The sequence below is a fragment of the Allobosea sp. 05T439 genome (assembly GCF_056396005.1).
Genome location: NZ_JBFTKP010000034.1, coordinates 1 through 22588, shown reverse-complemented (window position 1 = coordinate 22588; position 22588 = coordinate 1). Strand labels below are relative to the sequence as shown.

Sequence of the window (22588 nt, the reverse complement as noted above, 5' to 3'; positions counted from 1 at the left end):
CCTGTCATCTCCCGTAGTGAGCGGACACCGTCGGCCTTCGCGTGCAGCCCTCGGCCAAGCACAGGGCGAGGGCGAACCAGAAGATCGGGTGGCGAAGAATGAAGTGGCTGATGCTGAACACCGCCACAGAGCAGATCAGTGCCGAGAGGGCATCGAACCGGGCGTGCAGCGTGAGCAAGAGGGTACTGCCGACGAGCCACGCCAGAGTGGCGAGGCCAAGCACGCCTCCTTGGGTGTACAGGTCCAGGGGCGTGCTGTGCGCCTCGAACGGGCCGGGCAGGTTCTGCGGGTTAGGACCCGTGGGGCGTTCGGAATGCGGCCCCGGACCGAGGCCCAGGGAGGCCGACCCCAACCCTTTCAGCAGTGCTTGCTGCCAAAGCAGAAACCGCAGATTGGCTGTGGCTACGGTCCCGTCCCCGCCTTTGTCCTTGGCCAGGCTTTTGGCGAAATCCTCCGCCTCATCGGCAGCGGCGATGCCGTAGGGCAACAGCGCGATCGTGGTGGGCGGGGCCGCCAGGATGAAGAGGACGGCTGCGATGTAACGCATGCTGTATCCTGGCATGGCCAGCCAGGTCCGCAGCCGCAACCCGATCAGGAACGTGCTCGAGATGACCGTGGCGCCCAAGAAGGCGTCGCTCTTCGTCAATCGCCCGAAGACCACGGGCAGGACCGCCAAAGCAAAGCCGGAGACGCGGCCGAAGCCCGTCTCCGCGCTCATCGCCAGATGGAGCGCGAGCGGACCAAACACGGCGCAATAGAGCGCAGCCTGGTTGGGGTTCTCGGACCAGCCGCGAAAGCGGTCCCAGTACCATGGATCGAGCGAACCCTGAGGGAGCAGCCCCCAGCCGATGGCAATCTGCAGCGCGAGGCCGATATTGCCGAAGACGATGACGAACCAGGCGGTCTGCCGCAGGCGGTTGTCACTGTCTGGTTCGGCCATGGACAATATCGTCACACAGGCCATGAGCAGATAGGCGGTGGAGTCATGCACCATGGCGCCGACGTCGGTCAGCGGATCGAAGAGAAGTCCGATGCACGCGCCTATGCTCAAGGTGAGCGCGAACACGGCCCAGAATGCGCTCAGTCGGGTCAAGGCTGAACTGGCCGCCATCGGGTACCCGGCCAGAAATCGGGTCGCCGACAGGGCGATCCAGAGCGCAAGGCAGAGCTCGCCTAGGCCGATCGGCAGGCCGGGCAGGCGGAGCTGCGATGCGGAAGACAGCACGAGCCCCGCTCCGAGGAGCGCATTTCGGATCATTCCCCTTCTCCGACACCGCGGAGCGCGCCGGCGCCCTCCAGAATCGGCGATCGCGACCTGCCCGCAGCCTTGTCCGTACCACCCTGTTCCGACAGAACCTGCCGATAAAGCTCCGTGTAATGTCCGACGATCGTCGAGAGCCCGAATTCGCGTCGAACCAGCGCTACGGATCGACCACCCATTTCAAGCGCTCTGCGCCGGTCTTCGAGGAGCTCGAGGATGCTGCTGGCGAGAGCGCCCGGGTCGCGCGGTGGCACGAGGAGGCCGTTCCAGTGATGCGTGACCACATCGCTGCAGCCGGGCATGTCGGTCGTGACGATCGGCAAGCCCGCAAGGCCGGCMTCCAGCAGCACGCGCGGGATCCCCTCCCGATATTCCGTCGGCAGGACGAACAGATCTGCAAGGCCGAGCAGGGCCGGCACGTCTTTCCTCGCGCCCAGCGCCATCACATGGGGCGCCTGCCGGTCGATCTCGTCCTGAGCGACTGCGAAGGGCCCTTCACTTTCTCGTGGACCGACGAGCAGGAAGCGCACACCCGGGCGCACCTTCCTGACCAGCGAAGCAGCCTCCAGTAGCGTCGGAATTCCCTTCTGTTGCGTCAGCCTGCTGACCGTGATGACGATCTCGTCCGTCCCGAGGCCGAGCTGTTCCCTTAGCGCCGCAGTGACGGGGCCACGGGCGTGCGATCGATCGAAGGCGGCAATGTCGATGCCCGATCCGCGGATCAGATGAGCGCGGTCCCCCCGAACCAGCCTGTGACTCTCGAAATAGGCCTTGTCGTCGCGGTTCTGGAAAACCGTAGCCGCGGTCCAGCGGGAGGCGAGCCATTGCAAGGCGCAGTAGACCGACCGGAGGGCGAGCGCGCGGGCCGTCTCGGACGAGAATACCCAACCCATCCCATTGATGGTTCGCACCACGGCGACCTTGCCCCGGACCGCGAGGGGGGCCAGCAGATTGGGCTTCGTATCGAAGCTTTGGACAATGTCTGGGCCGATATCCGCGATCATCTTCGCGAGCTGGCGGATGGCAGCGAGATCGGCGCCGCGACTGTCGAACCGGTCGAATTGATAACGCCGATGAGCCAGGCCGGCTTGCAAGAAGGCGGCCCCGTCTGTGGTCGAGGCTGCCGTTATCCGAAAGCCGCGGTCCTGCAAGGCTGCGAGGAACGGGATGCGCAGCGAATGGTCCTCCCCTCCCACGCAAAGCACATGCGGAACCATTTTGACTCCTCCTGCCAGGAGCTGGGACTGCGGGGGGCCTGACCCCTGAGTGCAAGCGCTCGGCCTGATGACCTTTTCCGGCGCGTTCCTGCCCCACAGGACCGTATCCGGTAGGAAATCACGGTATGGAGCAGGCTCTGCACTGTCCTCATTCATTTGGATGACGGATCGGAACCGGACGTAAATGGCGTAGGGCGCCGGCATCGGTGCGTTTCCGCATGGTCGGGGGAAGAATCCGGCGATCGCCGGCCTCATCGCTTCAGAGGCGGCAGGGTGTTCGCCTTGAAGCCGACAGCTTCTGCCTCACGCTATGGTTTGCGTGGAAGAGGCCGGCTCGGCCCGGCTGACAGCGGATTCACGTGCTGGCAGGCGTAGGATGCCAGCATTGGGGCGGGGCCGCCGGAAGAGGCGTCGCGGTAGCGGCCGTGGCGCGAAAACCAGACAGCCGGCCAACTGTGCAGGGACCGGAGAGAACATGTAGTCTCCCGACGCATCTTCAGGTCGTCACGAATTTGTGCGTGCAGCCGCCGTGTTTGATCTCGAAACGGCCTCGGAGCGAGCCTGTCCGAATGGAGGGCGAGCCCCCGGGGCTCGAGTCTGTCGAGGGCGGCCACTTCCAGGGGCTCTATCTCCATGCGCGCATGGCGACGATTACTTCTACCCACGGGGGACCGTGAGCATTCCGTGTCACGCTGGCATGAGCCCGCCTGCTGCCCCGCCGCGGCCCGTTCGTCCAATTTGGGTAGCCCTTCCTTGCCGGGGACAGCGGCCGGTGTATGCAGGCCGGCCGGTATGGCCTTTCGGGGGGGCGGGACCTTAACCTTTGGGTGTAGGCAGACTGGCTCCTTTGAATGCGTTTTCGCTCGGGGGTTTTCTGATATTGTTCCCTCATGGTTCCGATATTGTTCTATAGTAATGTATCCGGAGCGTATGAATATATAAGATAATTTTCCATACTGACGATATAATCAAAGGTAATTTGAGTATAATATGTAGTAACTTCCGCTCCTTGTGCGCGATATCTTGCAGCGATTAAGTTTACGTGCGCTGTGAGTAGCTGCGTCATCTCAACCGACATGGTTTGCGGGGCGAGGTTAAGCGGATGGTCTCTGGTCCGGAATGCGGAACATCGAGGAGAGTGCCGATATGTCTTTGGTCAGCGGATCTGTCGAAGCGCCGGCGCCCCTGGGTGCGTCCGTCCGTCATGCGATGCCCTTGAATGCCGGCCTCGTCGGGCCTCTTTGCGCGTCCCCAGTTCTCGACCAGGAAGAGGGCGGGGCGGGCGTAGCGCCCCCAAGCAATTATCGCGGCACCGTGGCTCTGAGCATGCTCGACCGCATCGGCTGCGGCTATCTTGTCCTCGAGGACCGCCGGAAGATCGTCGAAGCCAACGCCACGGCCCGGCTGATCCTTGGCCGTGAGGCGGGCTCGGTTCAAGGCCTCGACCAACTGACGAGCGCCTTCAAGCGATTGATCGCGCGCGCGCCGAACCGCCCGTCACTCGGCCCGCTGACCTGGATCGTCATTTCGGACAAGGACGATGCGCCTCTCGTTCTCAATCAGGTCGCGGACGACATGCCGGACGGCACCAGCGTAGTGATGCTTCTCGATCTTGATGCTCATCTGGAGCCCAATCCCTTCATGCTTCAGCGCATGTTTGGCCTGACCATGGCCGAGACGCGCCTGGCGATTCAAATGGCGCGCGGCGATGTGCCGGCGGATGTCGCCCGCAGTCGGCGTCTCAGCCGAACCACCATTCGCTCCCAGCTGGCCTCGGTCTTCGCCAAGACGCAGACCAGGCGCCAGGCGGAGCTGGTCACGCTGCTTGCCCGTGTCGCGGTCCTGCCGTGAGGAGCGGGCTTGCTTCGGCGCGCCGCCTCGACCCGGAGCAACGCAGCGCCGGTATCGACAGGCTTGTCCGCTGGAAGCACTGGCGGGCTGTCGCCTGGTGCGCCTTCTCCMTCGTCGGCATTGCCTCGATCCTGCCCGGAAGCATCGAGTTCAGAACCCGGGCGCCACCCGAGCTGGAGCACGTGTTCGCCTATGCGATCACGGGCGGAATTTTCGCGGTGGTCTACGGGCGCAAGGGCGCCCCCTTGTCTGCCGCCTTGCTGATCATTGGCGCCGTCGGGTTCGAACTGGCCCAATTTTGGATTCCGGGCCGCACGCCACGAGTCGTCGATGCGGCGTGCAGTATTGTCGGCAGCATGATCGGGCTGGCGGCTGGTCTCGTCCTGCGCCGAGCGTGGTCGAAGCGATATCGGGTTTCGAAGTAGCACGTTCGGCGAGGCGGATTGGTGATTTGACTTGGGCTGGTGACATCGGTTGCTGTGGCGGAGCCAAGACATTGCGGCGATGCGGGCAGCTCGGCGAACGGAAGCTCTGCATCGCTTCTCCTCACATCGCAAGGACAGGTGAGAAACCGTCCGCTACGCCCTTGCGGATGCGCCGGTCTGATGCGGCAAACAGGGACGTCTGTCGCAACCGCAGGCTTTCACGCGCGCGCCAGCCTGTTGCCTGTCTTGCTCCGACGCCGGAGTGGTCTGACGGGGGCGATGGCGTTCCAGGCGGATAGCTGGCGAAGGCGTGATCTCGCCAGCGATCCGATGGCATTTCTGACGGTCCTTCGCGGGGGGCGTCCGCAGTATCCTTCGAATGGACGATGACGCTCACAAGGCGTCTCCATAGTGTCCTCTGACGGCCTGACCCGCTGCTTCGCGAGACTGTGCAGCCATGATGTGCTCGGGCCACAGGCAGAAGTCGATTGGCGCCGGGGCTCGACGAGACGCATGGAGCGACGTTCCGTCGATCAGGGTGGTTGGGATGCTTGGATAGGAATGGGCCGGGCGCGTGGCAGGTGAGGCCGCACATCGCTCAAGGCGTATTGCGGTCATGGAGGTAGGAATGACTAACGCCGCAATGGGGGCAGCCGGACGTCTCAGTGCCAGACTCTCGGCCAAGCTTCAGCAGTCAGCCGACGTCTTGCAGGACGAGGGTGCACTCCGCTTTCTGGAGTTGTCCGCTCTATCGCTGAGTGCGCCAGTTCGATCAATGCGCGTGCGGATCGCCGTGTCAGCGGACGCCAAGCGCGCTATCGCCAAGATAAAGAGCAGCTCTTGCGGGCGAGGGCTTTTCATCGATTGCGGATCAAACGTTGGGCAGGGATATAGCGTATTCAGTCGGTACTATACCGAAGAATATTTTGATTTCATCATGATAGAGCCCAACAAGAGTTGTCTGCCATATCTTCAGGCGCTMCAGGCGAGTTCGAGTGCGAATATCGAGATCATCGGTAAGGCGGCGAGCGTCCGGGAGGGCTTCACCAAGTTGTTTGGGCCTCCGTCGGATCGACGCCAACCTACCTATGAAGGGCGATCGATCGTTCCCGAGCACAATAGCAGCCTGTATGCCGCGGGGGATGCAGATTCTGACGTCGTAGAGACATTCTCGCTGTCGAACCTCATCATGGCAAAGAAAATGCTGTATGATGTCGTCGTTCTCAAGCTCGATGTCGAAGGTGCGGAATACGAAATACTATTCGATATGATAAATACAGGAGCTCATAGAGAATTATACGCGGCATATATAGAGTTCCATTCCATTTACATGAAACGTCTCGAGAGAGAAATCAAAGTAGTGGCGGAATCCAATATCCGAAAGACGATAGAGAGCGATGGGATATTGTTTAGGGAGTGGATATAAGGCCTCTTCGATTTGGATAGACCAGACTCCCATGGCGGTTTTCTGGACATGGAGATCAACATCTCTCTGTTCGGCCTAATTTTCCGAGGTCAGGACGCGGCTCTGAGCGTCAAGGCAAGAGGAAGAGGCTTGTAATGATCCTCGAGATGTTCGGGCCGTCCGGGGCGGGAAAGACGACGATGGCGTCCGCCCTGACCGCCCATCTGCGCGGTCTCGGCTATGTCGTGACCCCCCTGATCGGCGTGAGGGCTCACCCGCTGAGACGCATTATCCTCAAATGCCTGGCCAGCGCCCGGTTGCTCAACTCCGCCGGTTCGGCCGGCGGCGTCGCGGATCTCTTCAGGATACTGCCACCGAAGGATCGGCTATGGGGCGTTCGCCTGCATTGGCACCTGGCACTGCTCCATCGCGAATGGACTGCGGCGCAATCCTCGGATGCGATCACGATCTTCGATCAGGGCATGGTCCAGGCGGTGGCCTCGCTCGTTCTGCTCAGCGGCATAGTCGAGCGCGACCCTGTCGGACGCGCGCTCGACTGCGTGCCGAAGCCGGACCTGCTCATCCGCTTCGAAGCGCCACGCCCCCTCCTGGAGGMGCGCCTTCGGGATCGTCGACAGAGGATCGGCCCGCTTCAGCGCTACCTCGAGATCGACCTGCAAGGCAGCCTGGACCACGTGGACCATGTCGACCTGATCTCCGGCCTGGTCGGTGCGCGCGGGCTCCCCATGATCCGAGTCAGCAGCATTGATGCCCCGAGCCGCAATCTGTCGATCGATCGGATCAGCGCCGCAGTTCTCGCCAGGATGCGCCCATCGCGAGCCGTTGCGGAGGAGCCCGCAGCACGCGGCTATGCGGCGCTCTCCCATTAGAGCATCGGACCGGACCCCGTTTCCGGTCCGATGACCCAGCTTTCCCGAGAGCCGGAATCCATTTCACCGGCCGATTCTTTTGATCCGGCGTCGGGGCGGGGGGCAGGCATTGGCTGGGGTGACTCGAGTTGCCGCCAACGGCGGAGGCGACCGCGATCATCGGCCCTGCGGCAGGGGCTGTCGCCCGTGAGAGCCAGGATATCACTCAGCGCCAGGTGGATTGTGCAGGGCGAGGGCAGCCGCTGTGCAGGCCGCGGTCAGCGGGCTCCCGCAGCCCGTGTCGCGCAGCCTGGTCGCTGAAGAGGGACCAGAGACACGCGGCATCGGGAATCCTCTCGTCGAAGGGGCCGTCTGGACCCTGCACCGGACCCGGCCAGCCGGCTTCTCCAGGAGAGGCGGGATCGGGGGGGCGCGCCGGCCGGGAGTGAAGGCTATCGCGGGAAATACGCGACGCCGGGCCCGGAGGCAGAAGAGCCGATGGCGGCATGCCCCGCCTCCATCATGCAAACGAACGAAGACAGTGGGTTACGGCGCTCATAGCATCCTCTCCCAGATGACCGGGTGAACTATGTGCGTGGTGATCCAACCGGTGCCTTGTGCCGTGACGTGTCAGGCACTCCGACACCGCTCCACCGCTGTCATGCCCGGCGCCACACGTAGCAAGCCGGAGCGGCACGTGGCCGCAGACCACTTATAGGAGGCTCGGATGAAGGCTGTGATCCAATGCGGCGGCAAGGGCACCCGTCTGCGCCCCTATACTTCGGTCCTGCCGAAGCCGCTAATGCCGATCGGATCGAGGCCGGTCCTGGAGCTGCTGCTCAAATGGCTCCGCCGGAACGGAATCCAGGAGGTTTTCGTCACGACCGGATATCTCGGCCATCTCATTCGCAGTTTCTGCGGAGACGGCGCGCAGTGGAACATGAAGATCACCTATACCCAGGAAGTCGAGCCGCTCGGTACGATCGGCCCACTTTCGCTGCTGCGGGACCAGCTCGACAGCACGTTCCTCGTGCTCAACGGCGACGTGCTTACCGATATCAGCCTCAGCCAGTTTGCCAGCTTCCATCGGCACCATCCGGGCCCGGTGACCATCGCGACGACCACTCGCACGATCAAGATGGATTTCGGCGTGATCGACGAGGTTGATGGCGAGGTCAAGACCTTCCGGGAAAAGCCGGCGCTGCCGCATCTGGTGAGCATGGGCCTGTACTGCATGGATCCCTCAGTGTTCGAGTTCATTCCGTCGGGAGTGCCCTTCGGGTTCGACGACCTGATGTTCCAGATGCTGGAAACTGGCACGCCCGTGCACGTCTTCAAGCACGAGGGTGTGTGGCTCGACATCGGTCGCGTCGACGACTTCCACAAGGCGCAGGACGTCGCCTGGGACGAGCAGTCGGTTGTGATCGAGCACCCTGTCGCGGCCTGACGACGCCGGTCTGGCCGGCGCCGCTCGGCGCCGGCGACTTGTCCGCCACGCGTGATGGAGCCTTCCATGTTGCTGGTTGCCGAGCCCATCCTGGGCCCCGAAGAGAAGACTGCCCTTGCAGAGGTCATCGACAGTGGCTGGCTGACCATGGGGGACCGGGTCAGAGCTTTCGAGCAGGCCTTCGCCGAAGTCCATGGCGTCGAGGATTCCGTCGCGGTCAATTCCTGTACGGCGGCCCTCCACCTCATTCTGCATGCCCTGGGACTGGGGCCAGGCGACGAGGTCCTGGTTCCCGCCCTGACCTTCGTCGCCACCGCCAATTGCGTGGTCTATGTCGGCGCGACGCCCATCTTCGTCGATATCGAGTCGGCGGATGTTCCGCTGATGTCGCTGGCCGACGCCGAGGCCCGCTGCACCGCGCGGACCAAGGCCGTCATTCTCGTTCATTTCGCCGGCTATCTCGCCGATCGCGAGGCCTGGCGGGACTTCGCTCGCCGGAAAGGGCTGCTGGTGATCGAGGATGCTGCACATGCGCCCGGGTTGAGGCAGGTCGGGACCTTCGGCGAAGCTGCCGCGTTCAGCTTCTACGGCAACAAGAACATGACCACCGCCGAGGGCGGCGCGATCATCGCCCGCGATTCCGCCCTGCTCGAGACGATCCGGCAGGCGCGGGGGCACGGCATGACCAGCGGAACGCGCCAGCGCCTGAACGCGCGCACGCCGACCTATGATGTCACCATGCTTGGCTTCAACTACCGCATGGACGAGATGCGGGCCGCCATCGGTCTTGTCCAGCTGCGGAAGCTGCCGGGCTGGAACGAGGTCAGGAGCCGCCTGGTGGCCGATTACCGGCAGCTCATCGCCGAACGCTGCCCGTCCGTTACGGTACCTTTCCAGCAGCCGCGGCTATCCACGTTCCACATCATGCCGGTTGTCTTGCMGGCCGGTGTGGTGCGGCAGGAGGTCATCGATCACCTGCGGGAGAACGGCATTCAGACGACGATACACTACCCTCCGGTCCATCTCATGACGCTTTACCGTGAGCTCTGCCCCGGTGTGCAACTGCCGCGGACCGAAGACTTCGCGCTGCGCGAGCTGACCTTGCCGCTCCACCCGCGGATGGAAGCCGAAACGGTCGAACTGGTCGTGGACACATTGGCGCGTGCCGTGCAGGCCGAAACCGTCGTCAAGGCCGTCGCATGATGCCCCGTCAGATCCGTGTCGGGCATTCTGCGGCGGGCGTCGATATGAACGCGGTTGCGAGTCGCGCCTTCGACATCATCGTCGCATCTGCAGCCGCCCTGGTCCTGGCCTTGCCCATGCTGGTCATTGCCTGCGCCATCTGGCTGGAGGGCGGTCGGCCGATCCTGTTTTCCCAGGCCCGCCTGGGAAAGGGCGGGCAGCCCTTTCGCATGTACAAGTTCCGTAAGTTCGCAGCCACCTGCGGCACCGAGGGATGTCCCCTGACCATGGCCAAGGATGGGCGGATGACACCGGTCGGCCGCGTTCTGGCCGCGACCAAACTCGATGAGCTTCCGCAACTTTGGAACGTCCTGAGGGGCGACATGGCCATTATCGGGCCGCGTCCCGAGTCGCTGGCCTTTGCCGATTGCTTCCAGAATGGCTTCGAACAGGTTCTGGAGCACAAGCCAGGTCTGTTGGGGCCTAGTCAGATCCTGTTCCGCAACGAGGGCAGTCTCTACCCGCCGGACATGGACCCGACGCGCTTCTATCGGGATGTGCTGTTTCCGACCAAGGCGCGGCTCGATCTCGCCTATTTCCCCCATCACAGCGTCGTCGGCGACATTGGGTGGCTCATGAGGGGCGTTCTGGCCGTCTTCGGCTGGGTCCCGTCGCAGGCCGTGCCCGCTCAGCGGACAGGCCGGCCAGGTGTTGCCGAAACCCGTGAAGCAACCAAGTCCGAGGGAGCAGCTCAATGAGCTACAGCGGCATGCGCGTGCTGGTGACCGGAGCCGATGGTTTCATCGGGTCCCATCTGACCGAGGCGCTGGTGCGCGACGGCGCCAAGGTCACGGCCCTTGCCCTCTACAACTCCTTCGACAGCCATGGCTGGCTCGACGATGTTCCAGAGGCCACCCGCAATCAGCTGAATCTCGTGCGGGGGGACGTTCGCGACGCCGCGTTCATCGGGCGAATCGTGCAGGGCCAGGAGATCGTTTTCCACCTCGCCGCTCTGATCGCCATTCCCCATTCCTACTTGGCTGCCCAGTCCTATGTGGAGACCAACGTGTTGGGGACGCTGAACGTGCTCGAAGCGGCGCGCCAGCATGGCACGGAGAGGATCGTCCACACCTCGACCAGCGAGGTCTATGGCACGGCGCTGACGATGCCGATCAGCGAAACCCATCCACTCCAGGGCCAGTCGCCCTATTCGGCGTCCAAGATCGGCGCCGATATGATGGCCGAGGCCTTTGCGCGGTCGTTCGGGCTTCCGGTCGTGACACTCAGGCCGTTCAACACGTTTGGACCGCGTCAAAGCGAGCGGGCAATCATCCCCACCATCATTCGCCAGGCGCTCGATCCGGCCTGCACGGCCATCATGGTGGGCGACACCACGCCGATCAGGGACCTGACCTTCGTCGAGGACACCGTCGCGGCGTTCATGGCCGCAGGCAGCGCGGTCGCGGTCGATTACGGACACGCTTATAACGCGGGCAGTCAGCGGGCGGTGACCGTTGCGGACCTGATCGAACTGATCCGCGAACTGAGCGCGTGCCAAAAGCCGGTTCTGCGCGACGAGACGCGGATGCGGCCGGTCAATTCCGAGGTGCGGGCACTGCTGGCCGACTGCTCCCGCTTCGAGCGCGAAACCGGCTGGCGACCGCGCACGAGTCTGCGCGAGGGCCTGGAACGGACGATCGCGTGGTGGCTCACCCGCGTGGCGGCGGGGCAGGTTCGCCGCCAGAAGGACTTCATCACATGAGGTCGGTTCTTCCGAGATCATGGCTTGGGGCGTTCCTGGCCGCCGCGCTCGTGCCGGCATTCTGGCCCGCGGCCGCAGCCGACGACCTCTCTGCCGCGCAGCTGGTCGCGCCGGTGGACATGCCGCTGCCCGGATATCTGCAGCCTGCATCGGACCCGGCCTTCGGCGTGGCATTCACGCGGGTGACCCGGCCGGGGCCACTGGGCTCGGGCATCGTGTGCGGCCCCGGCCACTGCAGCCATCGTTATTCGAGCGCCCAGGCCTGGAACGCGGATCAGAGCCTCCTCGTCATCGTCAATGGCTGCAACGGCTTGTGCTTTCTTGATGGTCGCAGCTATGCGCCGCTCTTCCGGCGCACCCGGAGCGGCGAATGCGAATGGCACCCACGCAATCCGGAGCTGATGATCTGCGTTGGGGGGCAGACTGTTTCGTTCTGGGCGCCGCGGACCAATCTCGAGCGCGTGGTCTACACCGCAGACCATCATCGCAACCTTCAATTCGGCCCCTACAAGGGAAACCCGTCCTGGGACGGTCGCCGTATCGTCGTGCGGGCACTTTCGGAGAGTGGGGCACTGGTTGCCTTCGCCTACGACCTGACGACCCGGACGAAGTTTCCCGACATCGCGCTCGCCAAGCTCCCAGGCCAGAGCAATGCCTGCTCCATCTCTCCCTTGGGCGTGCATGTCTATTGCCTCCAGAGCTTGCCGGACGAGACCAACCAGACCTTCATTTTCACGCTCGAAGGGGCACTGGTGCAGAGCTGGACCGAAAACCACCGGCCCGGTCATGGTGACATGACGGTGGATGCGGACGGCCGCGAGGTCTATGTCGGCATCAGCAAGGCGCCTCCCGACCAGTTCCAGGTTATCAAGCGGCGTCTCGATGATGGTGTCGTCACCGCCTTGACCCGCTATGGCGAGGCTCAGCACGCTTCCCTGGCGATGCGACGGCCCGGTTGGGTTTTCCTAAGCTATTCCGGAATGCCGGACGAGGTCGGTCGCCACGGGGGGTGGGCGCCGTTCGCGCAGGAAATCCTGGCACTCAAGATCGACGGCAGCGGCGAGTTCCGGCGGATCGCACAGACCAGAAACGCGCCCCATGACTACTGGAGCGAGACCCACGCTTCGCCGTCACCCGATGGGTCGCAGATCATCTGGTCGAGCAACTGGGGGCAGGCAGGCGGCCCCGTCTTCGATTTCGTCTCGCGCCTGGATTGGCCCGACGAGGTCGCCCCTGCCGGACAGCACGCGAGAGGCCAGTGAAATGACCCTGTTTGCAGTCAAGCGTTCCAGCCTCGGCAGGCTCGCATCAGGTGTCCTGCTGGCAGCCTGCCTGGGTGGCGGAGCCCATGCCGGCGCTCCGTACCGGCTCGCTCCGGGCGATACCATCGAAATGGCCCTGGCCGGCCTGCCGGATCAGCGTCAGCGCGCGACGGTCCAGCTCGACGGCACGATCGCATTGCCGGCTGTCGGGTCGGTCGTCGTCGCAGGCCTCACCCCGGCGGAGTTCCAGAGCCGGATGGAGGCCCTGATGCCGACCAAGGTCTTCCGATTTCGCGCTCCAGATGGCCGCGAACAGGTCCAGGTCGTCAGGCCGGGCGACGTGACCACCTGGGTCGCCGAATACCGGCCGATCTATGTCGCCGGCGACGTGCTCACCCCCGGCCAGCAGGCCTATCGGCCGACCATGACGGTCCGGCAAGCCATTACCGTTGCCGGCGGATACAGCCTTCTTCGCTCTCGTGCCGGGCAGCTCGGCCCGGATCCTGTTGATATGAGGCGCGATCACGACTCGCTCTGGACCGAGTATCTGAAGGAGTATTTCCACGCGCTGCGCGTCCGCGCTGAATTGGATGATCAGGAGACCTTTGATCTGCGCCCGCCGAGGAGTTCGCCCCTGCCCACGATCGTGGCCTCGGGCGTTGCCCAGAGCGAGGCGGAATCGCTCAAGATCTCGCTGGCCGATTTCCGCGACGAGCGGAGTTTTCTGGAGCGCGCCGTAAAGGAGGCAGGCGAACAGGTCACGGTGCTGATCCAGCGCGAGCAGGAAGAGGAAAAGGGAGTGCAGGCCGATTCCCAGGAGCTTGAGCGGGTCAATAAGCTGTTTGGAAGCGGCGCCCTCGTGAGCCAGCGTATCAGCGAGAGCCGACGCGCGCTGCTCCTATCGTCATCGCGCCGCCTGGAAACCACCGCTCAGTTGATGCGGACGCGGCTTCAGGTCGAAGAATATGGTCGCCAACTCGAGCGCGTCGCCAATCAGCGGCGGATCACTCTGTTGCGCGAGCTGAGGGACTCCAATCTACGCCTGGCGGATCTCAGCGTGAGAATTCAGGCGATCAGCGAAAAGCTCCGCCCCCTCGGCAATGTGAGCTCCATGCCAGCTGCAGGCAACGACCTTCGCTCGGAGGTCGTCATCGTCCGTAAGGCTGGCCAGCAATGGCAGCGCTTGCCCTCCACCGAGGACACCGAGGTCGAGCCGGGCGATGTCATCGAGGCCGTGTTCCGCGGAGAGGGGGCCACTGCTGCAGCCGTCCAGTAGCGGTCAGCAGGATCGAGGCCCCGATGCCGTCCGCGCATTCGTCAGGGAACGCCGAGCCAACCGTCCGCTGTGCCCTCCCCATCGGCGTCTCGACGCGCGCATCCGGCATTGGGGGCTACTTTGGGCCGCCGGCACACGCTGGCGATCAGGCCGGGCAATCGATGTCGCCGGGCCAGGCACCTGCCCTTGCCAAAGGCTCGGGCCGGGTTTGAAATTACCAAGGCACCTATGGTGCGCGGGGCAGCACGTCGTTGCCAAAGAAGTCCGTTTGCCGTGGTCCGCTTGCCGTGTTCGCCTGGAGATAGGCCGGGCCGCCTCGGCCGGGAGCGGGGCCCACGTCGAGATAGCTGCGCTCGGCCGAGGCACGGGGCGCTGCGGTGGATACAACGGCGGGTGAGGCAAATTCCTCGCGCGGCGTGCAGCCTGCAATACTGGTCAATAGAATAAGGCTGGAAACAACCAGAGCAGCTCTCATCGCGCGATCTTTCAACTCATTTCATACGATAATAGTATCCGAGAAAAACACGGGGCCGGCAAGTTGGCGATCTCACGTCAGAACGGCGGTCGTGGAGCTTGAACGCCGAGGTCGCGTGGGAGAACACTGCGCTCCGGCCCCCTGCTTCCAGTGATGGTCCTCAGGCTCGTGACAGGGAAGTGCCATTCATCGCCGGTACGGTTTGCTACCGGCGCGCGAGGAGATGCCGTTCGTTCGCCTCAGGCATCTCCTGGAATCAGGTCGCCATGGCTGAGGCTGCGCCGACCGGTCCATGCAGGAGAGAGCTCAGCAATTCGCTCGCTCCTGACCACAGGATCTGTACGCCCAGGCAGAACAGAATGAACGCCGAAAGGCGAACCGCAATTTCGGTGCCGCCTTGCCCGAGAAGCTTTTGCACGCGAACGGCATAGGTAAAGCAGAGCCAGATGCTGAGGGCGATTACGGCGATGGCAAGGAGGCTGGCGAGAACGAAAACGACCGCGCCAGAGGACGCCGTGAACGTTGCGCGTGAAAGGCCGATACTGATCGTGACAGCGATCGTGCCAGGACCGGTGGTCAGTGGCAGGGTCAGCGGATAGAAGGCCTGCGTCAGGAGGTTGGCGCGCGACACATCGTCCGCATGCGCGTCGAAATCCTTCTGGCTGCCTTCGTTGAGCAACTTCCATCCGGATACCGCTACGATCAGCCCGCCCGCCACGCGCAGGATGGGGATCGAAATTCCGTAAAACTGCAGGATGAGCGCGCCCAAAAGGAACGCTCCCATCAGGACGAAGAGCGAATTCACCGCGATACGCCGCGCGAGGATGCGCCGGGTGTCGGGCACTGCGCCGCGTGTCAATCCCAGGAAAACAAGTGCTGACCCCGGCGGATTGACCACGGGAAAGATGGCTGCGAGCACAACCAGGAACGTATTGATGGCCGCGGACATTCAAGCCGGCTCGATATGGTGGGGGCTGACGATGCACAGGTTTGGGCGCTTCTCCGCGGGAAGCAGCTCTCCGGAAAGAGCAAAGCACGCATCGTCGCCCTGTCCACCCGGCTGAACGGGATGCCGTTCACCGTCGTCTCCGATCGCATCCTTCATTGCTGAGCCCTCAAATTGTCATGGCACCCTATTCAGGTTCTCCGCTGTGCTGCGCGTCCAGTGGAGCCATGGGACGGGCACCACATCAAGCCGGACTGTGAMGGCCTCCCGGCTACTCGACTGGTAAAGCCTGGTTGGCGCGGCGGATGTGGACACGGTATGGCGCCGCGATCATGTCTCGGCCATCGATMATCACCGTACGCCTTGCTGTATCTGGACGTCAAAGCCTGCAGGTCAGTCAAACCCTGGCTTGGAACGAGCCGTCAAACGGCAGGTACGGTCGCGCCTCGATTGTGGTGACGGTTCCGGGGGTGCAATCGGCTCGATCGGCCGCGGTCTCGTGGCGTGTCGACGTGCTACCGGCTAGTCTGCCGACCAGATGAGGCGTTTCAGGCGACGTGAAACATCAAACGGAGCTCGCCGGAATTCTGCTCGCCCTGCGAGTCGTCCTCGCAGGCACGCTCGCCTTTGCGCTCGCGTATCTGCTGAGACTTGAGCATCCGGTCTATTCGTTCATTGCAGCCGTCCTGACGGCCTCCTTCAGAAGATAGGCAAGTCTATCTTGATCTKCGGCGTGTCGTTCGCTAGCTCCTTCATCTTTCACTATATCGTCACCGTTCTCATGAAGCCGGACCAGTCCGACGCTGTGATGAAGAGCATCATGGCTACACCAATGTGTGCTTCATGAGGTCCACATGAGCCCCCTGGAGAGACACAAGCTCTCCGCGCGTCATGCCTGTCTCGATGGCGAGGACGATGAAGGGCTTTAGATACCATGCGGTCCTTGGGCCTCTCGCGCCGAACAGCTTGGCCAGTTCGCCCTCATGAAGCCTTCTGTCTCTGGCCGCAGAGTCCTTGGGTATCTCGATGGCTCGCACGGGATTGCTAGGGAGCGGAATGCTCCACTCCTTGATGGCGAACTCGAACACATGCCGCAGAATGACAAGCTCGCGGCGCACGGTGGCAGGCTTGCACTGTGCGGGCCACGGAAGCCCCTGAGACTCCTCCTAGGCGCTCCTCAGCGACCTTGTGCGTGAGCATGAACTTGATACGCGCCCTCTCGTAGCGAGCACCACGCTTGGAAGGGCTGACCTCCTCGTCATATCGCTCAAGGAGGTGCGCAACGATTATCGTGCGGAGATCACGGATCGAAGGTGATAGGTGGGCTGTGTCCATCTGAGCCTCAAGGCCTCTCGCCCATGCGGACGCAGCAGCCTTCGTGGGGAAACTCTTGGAGACGGGAGGGCTGCCCTCGCGCCTAACCTGAGCTTGCCAACTGGAACCTCTCTTGCGGATCGTAGCCATAAGCACCCTGTGACAGCTGTGACAAATGCTGCGACAGACAGGGATTCTGATCGTCTCTGAGGAGGGGATTCCAAAGCATAAGCCCTTGAAAACAAAGGCTATCTATAATGGCGCGCCCGACACGATTCGAACGTGTGACCTTTGCCTTCGGAGGGCAGAGCCGGACTTTGGCGCCGTATTCGGACGATCTTTTCGCCGCTTCAACATCATGACCTCTTCATCCATCTAATATCCTTATAATTAAGCCATTTTTAGTCCATCTGACGATGATGGATTTCGTCGCCCGGCGATGGGTTGCGATGGACGACATTCACCCAAAGCTGCTATCTATGCGCTAGCTAGATAGCTAGCAGGGACCAGCAGGCCGGGAAGATGTCGAAGACCAAAAGGGCCATCACCATCGCGATGATCGAGGCGCTGCTGCCAAACACGACGGTCTGGGACTCTCGCGTGACCGGCCTTGGAGTCCGCCGCCAGCGCAGCACCGCCGTCGCCTACGTGCTCTATTACAGGACGAAGCTCGGCCTTCAGCGTATGATGACGCTTGGGCGGCACGGGGCTGGCCTGACGTTGGAGCTGGCGCGCGAGCAGGCGCAGCAACATCTGGCTGAAGTCGCCAGAGGCAGGGACCCCGGCGCGGTCAAAGCCGCATGGCGAGCCGCGCCGACTGTCGAAACGCTCTGTGACGCCTACATCGCCGACGCCAAGGCGGGGAAGATCAAGAAGCGCGGCAAGGCGAAGAAGTCGAGCACCATCGCCACCGACGAGAGCCGGATCAACCTGCACATCAAGCCCGCCCTTGGCCGCCTGAAGGTCGCCGCCGTCACGCGGCACGACATTGAGAAACTCCGCGACAAGCTCGATGGCCATGGCGTGGCCAGAGTGGTCGGCATGCTGGGCGCGATCTTCGCCTACGCGGTCGTCAAGAACATGCGCGTCGACAATCCAGTCCGGGGCGTCGATCGCCCGGCGGATGGCAAGCGCGAGCGCCGCCTTTCCGGCGAAGAGTACGCCCGGCTGGGCGCGGCCCTGCGCGATGCGCCTGCGTCATTGGCCAGCGCCGTAGCGGCAAGCCGCTTCATCGCGGTCACGGGCTGGCGCAGGGCCGAGGCGATCTCGCTCACGTGGGACTCGGTCGATCTTCAGACCCGGACGGCCAGACTGGTCGACACCAAGACCGGCAAGAGTATCCGCCCGCTCTCGCATGTCGCCTGCACTATCCTCAAGCGCCAGTCGCGGGACGGCGAGATGGTCTTTCCCAGCGCCGCCGACGCGGACAAGACCATGGGCGGCTACCATAAAATGTGGCTGCGGCTCGCCAAGATGGCTGCTATGCCTGCCGACATCACGCCCCATGTCCTGAGACATTCGTTCGCGTCCGAGGCTTTCGGGCTTGGGATGTCCGAGCTGACCATCGCCTTCCTGCTCGGCCATAGGAAGTCTTCGACTACGCAAGGCTACATCCACGCGGACGCCACCCTGTTGCGCGCCGCCGATCAAGTGGCCGACCAAATCGCGGGACTCATGGGCGACGCCGTTCTCGGCGGCGCGGTTGTCGATCTGGGCGCGAGGCGCGCGTAGTGTCCGGCCTCCACCCCGACGATCCGAAATATGTCATTGCTCGCGGCCTGAAGGCCGTCGAGGACTTCAAGCTGCGGCAAGTCGCTGAACGGGCCGCCGCGATCATCAGAGCCGAGCAGAAGCCGATCAAGAGCGACAGCCTTGCCCAGCGCCTCGCGGATGAACTTCAGGCCATGTATGAGCTGGGGAGGCCGCGCGCGAAGCTGAAGTACGTCGCCAAACAACTCCGTGAGCGCCCCGGCGCCGGTGAATTCTCGCAGCGGACTTTCGAAGAAGCGGTCAAGCTGGCGTGGCCGAAGGGCAAGGCACGATAAAAACCGCATGCGGGACTCTGCGGAGGACACGGAGTCTCCCGCCTCGATAGTCTTGGTCATCCAAACCTTGGAGGATCAAGACATGCCCGCCGCCCCGTCGCGCAAGTTCAATCGAGCTGAAGCATCCAAATACCTGCTCGAAACCCATGGTCTGAGCTACAAGCCCAACACGCTGGGCCACCTCGCTGTCTCGGGCAAGGGGCCGGCCTACTACCCGGTGCCGGGCAATCCCCTCTATGCGACTGACGCCCTTGACGTTTGGGCGCGCGAAGTGCTCGGCGAGCCCGTTCGTTCGACCGCCGAAGCCAAGCAGCTGCAACTGCGGAGGGCGTGATGGACAAGCGCCACTGCGCCGCGCTTTGGCCCGGCAATCGCTCCAACAAAATTCTGGCGCCATGGAGCCTGGGCGCGCCGCCGGTCCTGAGGAGGTCCGTTGATATGGCCCTGTTCAGAGACCAGACCGCGCCGACCCAAATGTCCGAGACAGGGGCCACCGCGCGTCAGGTACGCGCCGAGAAAAAGGCCGGGGCGTGATGATGGGCGGGAAGCCTGAACCCGAGCCGCCGCACGCCAATGACGATGACGAGTTCGACGACGAGGCCACCAACAGGAAGCGCCGCGCCGCCTTTGACGAGGAGGCGCGCCAGACTCCTTCCGGGGACTACGCGCCCGGCGATAAACCGCACGCCTCCCATGTCGTGAAGATGATTGCGTTTCTTCAGGCGATAATGAGGACGCCTGATCCCGGCAGCGCGCTCTACATCGTCTCGCTGCCGAACGAACGGCGGAAGGCCTGCGAAAAATGGGATGATGCGCGCCCCCGTTCGGTTGAGGCGCTGATCAATCCCTTTTCCGAGGACGCCGCTTTTCATTTGCAGGACTTTGTCGTCAAGCACGGCGGTCCTGGTCGGGCCATTTTCGTGTCCACGGCGCCGGTCAGCCACTCGGAAGCGCTCGGCAACCAGAAGGACGCCAAGGCCCACAACCGCGCCGAGCGCGCGAAGGTGAGGGCCGACCCGACCCACAAACCCGTCTATCGGCCCACTTCGCTGCGGCGGAAGGACTTCATCAGCCAGATTTCTTGCCTCGCCTTCGAGATCGACTTCAAGGATCACACGGTTAATTCGCCGGAAGAGCTCCTTCACCGCACCGTGAACGGTTTCCTCGGGTCGCCCTTGCGCCCGGCGATCATCAATCGTTCTGGCGGGGGCCTGCACGTCTTCATCCCACTCGAGGGGACACTCGAGGCCACCCCCGGCAACATCGCCCGCGTTGAAGCCGCCACGGGCCGCCTGATCGACCTCTACGGCGGCGATCCCAACGCCCACGATGTCGGCCACCTCCTGCGGCTTCCGTACACGTTCAACTGCAAGCCCCGATACGGCAGGCCGATCCTGATAGAGCCTGTGGAAGGGCTGGACTCTGGCAGGCGTGTGAACATCGAGGAGGTCGAGGCTGCCCTCGGTGAGAACCCCGCAGGCCTCTACGCGGCCAGCGAATGGAAAAAGCCGAAGCGCGCGAACCGCAGGGAGGGGCGTGACGGGAATCCGTTCGAAAGCAAGGGAGACTCCCATGACTGGTTCAACCCGGCTGTGGCCCTCGCTGGCGACGCCAATCGCACAGACGTTCTTCGCGTCGTCGGGCATCTGGCGTGGTGCGGCGTTGGCGAAGAGGCAGCAAAGGCTTTCCTTGCGGCTTGGGCGGCACGCTTCAGCGAGGTGCGCTGCCTGAACTGGAACGCCATCGGAATCCACCTCGATGGCTGGATGAAACAGTTCGTTGACGACGTCGCCAAGGCGCGTCGCGAAGGCCGTGACATCGACGCTTTGCGTTCTGCCTTCGTCGAGGATTGGGGTGCCGGAAGCGATGGCGTCGAGAGCTACATGGCCGAGCGCGCCTATTACGCCTTGAACGATTTGATGTTCGACAAGCCCGCCCAGTGCGCCCTGCGCGAGGCGTTCAAGGGGATTTTCAAGCCGAGTCCGCGACAGGAGGAAACGATGCAGGATGACGCGGCTGGCGCTGGAGCGAAGGCCGGGGCCGAAGAGCACTGGGACAGCGCGGCAGACGAGGAGAAGGCGGAGCCGGGGCGCGCCAGCAACGCGCCACCGTTCGGTTGGGAGCGTGACCGGGCTGGCAAGCTGAAGTCGAATTCCTACAAGAATACGCGTTTGGCGATCGATGAGATACGCATCGAGGCCCGCTACGACGAATTTCACGACAGGAAAACCCTCGGGGGGGAGTTCAAGGGGGAGTTGAGCGATGCCTCCGCGAGGAGGGTCCGCGACGCGATCATCTCGAAATTCGGCTTCGATCCTGGCAAGGGGAACGTGCAGGAGGGGCTGGAGTATGCGTGCGAGACCAATCGCTTCGACCCCGTCCTCGAGTATTTGAACGGATTGGCTTGGGATCGGACACCGCGCATCGATCGCTTGCTGCCCGTTTACATGGGCGCCGACGACACGCCGCTGAACCGGGCCTTCGGCCGCAAGACCCTGCTGGCCGCCGTGCGCCGCGTTCGCGAGCCCGGCTGCAAGTTCGACACTATGCTGGTCTTGGAGGGCGAGCAGGGCAGCGGAAAAAGCAGCGCCGTACAGATCCTGGCCCGCCAGAAGGAAAATTTCAGCGACGCCCCGATCAAATGGGACGATCCCAAGGCGCAGCAGGAGGCGGTGACCGGCGTCTGGATTTTCGAGGTTGGCGAATTGACCGGTCTGCGGAAGGCGGACGTCGAGCATGTGAAGAATATCTTGAGCCGCTCGGTGGACTCCGCGCGTCCGGCGTATGGGCGGTTCCGTGTCGACAAGCCGCGCCGCTGCATCTTCATCGGCACCACGAACGGCGGCGAGCAGGCGGGCTACTTGAACGACCATACCGGCAACCGCCGCTTCTGGCCGGTCAGGACCGGAGAGATCGACCTTGAGGCGCTGGAGCGCGATAGGGACCAGCTTTGGGCTGAGGCGGCGCTTCTGGAGCAATTCGGCGAGGAATTGACGATTGATCCGAGCCTCTATGCGGACGCCGCCGAGCAGCAGGACAGGCGCCGCGTGCGCGATCCTTGGGATGACGTCTTTGCCAATGTGCGGGGCGAGCGTGGCAATGGGGTCGAGCGCATCGGGACTGCCGAATTGCTTCTGGAGCAACTCAGTATGAAGCCCGGGCAGATGACCAGCGCCATCTACGCGCGGTTGGCGGTGGTGATGAACAGGCTGGGATGGAGCGGCCCCAAAGACATCCGCGTGCGGTACCCGATGGGAACGGACGGGACGAGGCCATTCGGCATCGCTGTCATGAAGGGATACGAGCGCCCCTTGTCTGATTTGTAGCGGCCTGCTGCCCTGCTTGTTGCTGTGGGGCAACACCCGAAACACTATATTTATCAGAGGTTTGAGGCGGTGTTGCCCCTGTAGCGGTGAAATATACAAAAGACTGTCATTAAGAGGGAGTGAGAGAGGGGGGCATGCGCGTGGCGGACCTCTAAGGAAATTCACCGCTACAGGGGCAACAGATGCAGGTTTCTGGTCGATTTACCTGCAAACTCTGAGGCTTAGGCTGTTGCCCTGCCGCCGCTACAGAGGGGCAACGAGGAGGGCAACAGAAGCGAGGGGAGCGCTCGAGAGAGGGTCGCCATCGCTCTTTAGGCGGCGAGCCAGTTGTGGACCGGAGTGTGGACCCTCTGTCCTGGGCTTCGCATCACCCGATCTAGGTGTGCGGTCTCGGGATGAGATGGTGCGGATTGATTTTGAAGGGTGACGGGTCACTGATCCAGGCGTCGCAGATGGCCTGATAGKGCGTTCGCCATCGCAGCGCCTTGAGATGCTTGGCGAAGTTGTAGGCGGTAACGAAGACCA

General features: G+C 63.2%; 18 protein-coding genes and 1 pseudogene. 15 read left to right on the top strand and 4 right to left on the bottom strand.

Annotation, left to right across the window (positions count from 1 at the left end; all coding sequences use genetic code 11):
* Nucleotides 1-4: 4 nt before the first annotated feature.
* Complete coding sequence (locus AC1DIO_RS27370) at nt 5-1258, bottom strand: O-antigen ligase family protein (RefSeq protein WP_441504900.1); 1254 nt, start codon at nt 1256-1258, stop codon at nt 5-7.
* Nucleotides 1255-2478 (bottom strand): glycosyltransferase family 4 protein, encoded by a 1224-nt coding sequence (locus tag AC1DIO_RS27365; protein WP_476854384.1) that lies wholly within the window; start codon nt 2476-2478, stop codon nt 1255-1257. The genes AC1DIO_RS27370 and AC1DIO_RS27365 overlap by 4 nt, the downstream gene beginning before the upstream one ends.
* A 1326-nt stretch (nt 2479-3804) precedes the next feature.
* Between AC1DIO_RS27365 and AC1DIO_RS27360 the strand changes: the two genes are divergently transcribed.
* The 10 genes from AC1DIO_RS27360 to AC1DIO_RS27315 all read left to right on the top strand — a co-directional run bounded on the left by AC1DIO_RS27360 (nt 3805) and on the right by AC1DIO_RS27315 (nt 13957).
* On the top strand, nt 3805-4329 hold the full coding sequence (locus AC1DIO_RS27360) for a helix-turn-helix transcriptional regulator (protein WP_069882281.1): 525 nt from the start codon (nt 3805-3807) through the stop codon (nt 4327-4329).
* 182 nt (nt 4330-4511) lie between these two features.
* Nucleotides 4512-4754, top strand: a complete 243-nt coding sequence (locus tag AC1DIO_RS27355) for a VanZ family protein (RefSeq protein WP_476854383.1) — start codon at nt 4512-4514, stop codon at nt 4752-4754.
* A gap of 628 nt (nt 4755-5382) precedes the next feature.
* A complete protein-coding gene (locus AC1DIO_RS27350; RefSeq protein ID WP_441504896.1) occupies nt 5383-6180 on the top strand; it encodes an FkbM family methyltransferase in 798 nt (265 codons plus the stop codon).
* A gap of 134 nt (nt 6181-6314) precedes the next feature.
* The gene (locus AC1DIO_RS27345) at nt 6315-7049 is read left to right on the top strand and encodes a hypothetical protein (protein WP_476854382.1); all 735 of its coding nucleotides are present in this window, start codon (nt 6315-6317) and stop codon (nt 7047-7049) included.
* Nucleotides 7050-7755: 706 nt separating this feature from the next.
* Nucleotides 7756-8475 carry a nucleotidyltransferase family protein gene (locus AC1DIO_RS27340; protein WP_441490651.1) on the top strand — a complete coding sequence of 240 codons (720 nt, stop codon included), beginning with the start codon at nt 7756-7758 and terminating at the stop codon, nt 8473-8475.
* A gap of 66 nt (nt 8476-8541) precedes the next feature.
* Nucleotides 8542-9678, top strand: a complete 1137-nt coding sequence (locus tag AC1DIO_RS27335; RefSeq protein ID WP_476854381.1) for a DegT/DnrJ/EryC1/StrS family aminotransferase — start codon at nt 8542-8544, stop codon at nt 9676-9678.
* A gap of 44 nt (nt 9679-9722) precedes the next feature.
* Nucleotides 9723-10415, top strand: a complete 693-nt coding sequence (locus AC1DIO_RS27330; RefSeq protein WP_441504893.1) for a sugar transferase — start codon at nt 9723-9725, stop codon at nt 10413-10415.
* Nucleotides 10412-11419: an SDR family NAD(P)-dependent oxidoreductase gene (locus AC1DIO_RS27325; protein WP_441490654.1), complete on the top strand. Its 1008-nt coding sequence runs from the start codon at nt 10412-10414 to the stop codon at nt 11417-11419. The genes AC1DIO_RS27330 and AC1DIO_RS27325 overlap by 4 nt, the downstream gene beginning before the upstream one ends.
* Nucleotides 11416-12681: a hypothetical protein gene (locus AC1DIO_RS27320; protein WP_441504892.1), complete on the top strand. Its 1266-nt coding sequence runs from the start codon at nt 11416-11418 to the stop codon at nt 12679-12681. Before AC1DIO_RS27325 ends, AC1DIO_RS27320 begins: the two co-directional genes overlap by 4 nt.
* Before the next feature lies 1 nt (nt 12682).
* Nucleotides 12683-13957 carry a polysaccharide biosynthesis/export family protein gene (locus tag AC1DIO_RS27315; protein WP_441504891.1) on the top strand — a complete coding sequence of 425 codons (1275 nt, stop codon included), beginning with the start codon at nt 12683-12685 and terminating at the stop codon, nt 13955-13957.
* A 731-nt stretch (nt 13958-14688) separates the two neighbouring features.
* Here the strand turns inward: AC1DIO_RS27315 and AC1DIO_RS27310 are convergent.
* Complete coding sequence (locus tag AC1DIO_RS27310; protein ID WP_441504890.1) at nt 14689-15381, bottom strand: MarC family protein; 693 nt, start codon at nt 15379-15381, stop codon at nt 14689-14691.
* Nucleotides 15382-17247: 1866 nt separating this feature from the next.
* On the opposite strand from AC1DIO_RS27310, the gene AC1DIO_RS27305 reads away from it, so the two are divergent.
* The 5 genes from AC1DIO_RS27305 (at nt 17248) to AC1DIO_RS27285 (ending at nt 22063) form a co-directional block, all read left to right on the top strand.
* On the top strand, nt 17248-18423 hold the full coding sequence (locus tag AC1DIO_RS27305; RefSeq protein WP_476854380.1) for a tyrosine-type recombinase/integrase: 1176 nt from the start codon (nt 17248-17250) through the stop codon (nt 18421-18423).
* Nucleotides 18423-18737, top strand: coding sequence for a hypothetical protein (locus tag AC1DIO_RS27300; RefSeq protein ID WP_476854379.1), 315 nt, complete (start codon nt 18423-18425; stop codon nt 18735-18737). Before AC1DIO_RS27305 ends, AC1DIO_RS27300 begins: the two co-directional genes overlap by 1 nt.
* Before the next feature lie 82 nt (nt 18738-18819).
* Nucleotides 18820-19071 (top strand): hypothetical protein, encoded by a 252-nt coding sequence (locus AC1DIO_RS27295; RefSeq protein WP_476854378.1) that lies wholly within the window; start codon nt 18820-18822, stop codon nt 19069-19071.
* Nucleotides 19071-19271 carry a hypothetical protein gene (locus AC1DIO_RS27290; protein WP_476854377.1) on the top strand — a complete coding sequence of 67 codons (201 nt, stop codon included), beginning with the start codon at nt 19071-19073 and terminating at the stop codon, nt 19269-19271. Before AC1DIO_RS27295 ends, AC1DIO_RS27290 begins: the two co-directional genes overlap by 1 nt.
* 2 nt (nt 19272-19273) lie before the next feature.
* Nucleotides 19274-22063: a virulence-associated E family protein gene (locus tag AC1DIO_RS27285; protein WP_476854376.1), complete on the top strand. Its 2790-nt coding sequence runs from the start codon at nt 19274-19276 to the stop codon at nt 22061-22063.
* Nucleotides 22064-22439: 376 nt separating this feature from the next.
* Here the strand turns inward: AC1DIO_RS27285 and AC1DIO_RS27280 are convergent.
* A pseudogene (locus AC1DIO_RS27280) lies at nt 22440-22588 on the bottom strand (IS481 family transposase); the annotation flags it as partial.